Origin of the sequence: Cutibacterium modestum, from assembly GCF_008326345.1 — a bacterium.
Classification (GTDB): Bacteria; Actinomycetota; Actinomycetes; order Propionibacteriales; family Propionibacteriaceae; genus Cutibacterium; species Cutibacterium modestum.
The window spans coordinates 1-2340 of record NZ_BJEN01000009.1 but is presented as its reverse complement, the minus strand read 5'-3'; the positions used below and the strand labels follow the sequence as shown (position 1 = coordinate 2340).

Sequence of the window (2340 nt, the reverse complement as noted above, 5' to 3'; positions counted from 1 at the left end):
CGGGCCAGGGTGAGGGTGTTGTCGTTGTTGATGGTGTAGAGGAGGAGTCAGTCGGATGCGATATGTAATTCGTGGTAGGCCGTGAGGTTGCCTGTGAGTTGGTGGTCGCGGTGCTGTTTGAGCCAGTCGGTGCGGCGCTCGGAAATGGCCTGGATTGCGGTTTTGAGTGTGTTCGTGTTGTGGTGTTTGTTTTTGGGCTGTTTTACGTCGTGCAGGAAGGTTGGTCGGTAGGCGATCGTGTGTTTATGCATGGTTGGTGGGGTTGGTGGGTTTGTTGATGTTTCGGATGGGGGTGGGGGGTTCGGTTTCCGCTTCATGGATTGCGTTGGTGTAGGGGGTGGTGCTGGGTTGGAAGGGTAGTTTTTGGTCGTTGACGATCTGGGTGAGGAACATGTTGATCGCGGTGGGCATGTCGATGCCCATCCGGTCGAGGGTTTTTGTGGCGCGTTCTTTGAGTTGGTTGTTGGTGCGTACTTGGACTCGTGTATTCAGCTCCATCATTTCTCCGTTTGTGAGTTGTTTGTACTCCTATTGTCTCATCTTGGGGTGGTTGGGGCAAGAAGCGGGTGGTTGATTATGTCTGGTGCAGGGACTTGGGCGTTGGCATCGATGTAGTCGATGCGCAGGACACGTTGCTTGGCCATCCCGTTGTCCGTACCCATGAGTAGCATGCCCCCATGGCTCCCACGTCACCATCTGTGCAACAGCCGCTTATCCTCCTCGTCCCCGGTTACTGGCTTGGGGCCTGGGCCTGGGACGAAATAGTCGACAATTTGAACGCCGTCAAGGTCTTAGCCACCGCACTGACGCTGCCAGGTCTCGATCCGGAGGACACCCAGCGCACTACGCGCACGCTCGACGACCAAGCTGACGCCATCTCAGCCATCCTGGACGAGATGGGCGGCGATGTCGTCCTGGTAGGCCACAGTGGCGCGAACGGGCCGGTGAGCCTTGCCGTCGACAGGCACCCGGAGCTGGTCCGTCGCGTTGTCTGGGTCGACTCCGGTCCGATGAGCGATGGAAGGGCATTCGCACCAGACCTGCCCGAGGCAGTAGCCGAGCTGCCTCTTCCTGACTTCGACATCCTGGGCCAGGAGGCCAGCCTCGAAGGGCTCAGCAATGAGCAACGTGACCGCTTCCGGACCAAGGCAGTCCCCGAGCCTGCAGGGGTCGCTCGCGCACGCGTCGAGTTGTCCAATGATGCCCGCCACGACGTGCCGACCACCTTGATTTGCTGTTCTATCCCCAGCAGCCAGGTTCTCGAGCTGGCTGCAACAGGTCATCCGATGTTCAGCGCCGTGGCTCAGTTGACCAACGTCACGGTGATGGATCTGCCGACCGGTCACTGGCCGATGTGGAGTCGGCCCCAAGAGCTCGCCGGAGCCATCCGTGAGGCAGCCACGTCGATTCCGTGACCTTACCGCTCATTTGAGTGTGTTCATGTTGTAGTGCTTGTTTTTGAGCCGCTTCACGTCGCGCAGGAAGGCTGGCCGGTAGGCGATCTTGCGTTCATGCATGGTTGGTGGGTTTGTTGATGTTTCGGATGGGTGTTGGTGGTGTGGGTGGTGGAGCTGTAGGCGGTTAGTGCGTCGGTTACGCTGGAGAGTTGGTCGGTGTAGATGTGGTTGGTGAGTACGGAGTGGTCGGGGTCTTTGGCGTAGATGCTGATCTTGACGCTGGTGTCGTGGTAGTGGGCTTTGTAGGTTTCGTCGATTATCCATGTTGTGGCCCAGTTGGCGTCGGTGGGGGTGTAGGGGGTGCGGGTAACGGGAAGCCTGATGTAAGGCCGGGTCACCGTGCTGACGTGGGCGGTGTACTTCATTTCTGGTTCCTTTGTAGGGGTGCTGGATGTACTGCAGGTTACAGATGTATTTGGCGGTTTAGTAAGGCTTTGTGGGAAAGCCATTTCTTTATGTGTGAGAAAGTGCTAGGGGCGTGGCTGTTTTAGTGGCAGTAGGAATAGCGGCGGGCCGAGTTGAAACCATGTACTGCATGGGGTTGCGCCTTTCTGTGAATTGTTCCTGTATGCGGTATTGGACAGTCGTTATGTGTTGTTGTATTTATAAATGTATAGCAAGGTATACAGCTTGACAAGTATGCTAGACAAAAAAATTAGTGAGGTAAACTCACAGGCAAGCCAGATGGGTAACTCATATGTGAGATACTGTCAGTGGTGCAGGATAGCCCCTCCTGGCCCCTTACCGCCATCAACGCTCCCCCACACCCACATACCCCAAAAATACAAGCTTACAGGTGCCCCGAAGGGGCACCTATCCACGCACCCAACCCGACGCCGAAGGCGTCGGCAGGCCCTGCCCGAAGGGCAGCCGCTGCCCTTCG

4 protein-coding genes are annotated in these 2340 nt (G+C 57.1%); 1 reads left to right on the top strand and 3 read right to left on the bottom strand.

The annotated features are described in order from the left end of the window. Nucleotides 1-47 precede the first annotated feature (47 nt). On the bottom strand, nt 48-251 hold the full coding sequence (locus F1563_RS13335) for a type II toxin-antitoxin system mRNA interferase toxin, RelE/StbE family (protein WP_149302792.1): 204 nt from the start codon (nt 249-251) through the stop codon (nt 48-50). Then, entirely contained in the window at nt 244-501 is a 258-nt protein-coding gene (locus tag F1563_RS13330; protein WP_149302789.1) for a type II toxin-antitoxin system RelB/DinJ family antitoxin, read from the bottom strand. Before F1563_RS13330 ends, F1563_RS13335 begins: the two co-directional genes overlap by 8 nt. Nucleotides 502-677: 176 nt before the next feature. On the opposite strand from F1563_RS13330, the gene F1563_RS13325 reads away from it, so the two are divergent. After that, a complete protein-coding gene (locus tag F1563_RS13325) occupies nt 678-1415 on the top strand; it encodes an alpha/beta fold hydrolase (protein WP_149302786.1) in 738 nt (245 codons plus the stop codon). Between the two features lie 53 nt (nt 1416-1468). On the opposite strand, the gene F1563_RS13320 is transcribed toward F1563_RS13325, so the two are convergent. Next, nucleotides 1469-1822 carry a hypothetical protein gene (locus tag F1563_RS13320; protein ID WP_238330723.1) on the bottom strand — a complete coding sequence of 118 codons (354 nt, stop codon included), beginning with the start codon at nt 1820-1822 and terminating at the stop codon, nt 1469-1471. Between the last annotated feature and the right edge of the window lie 518 nt (nt 1823-2340).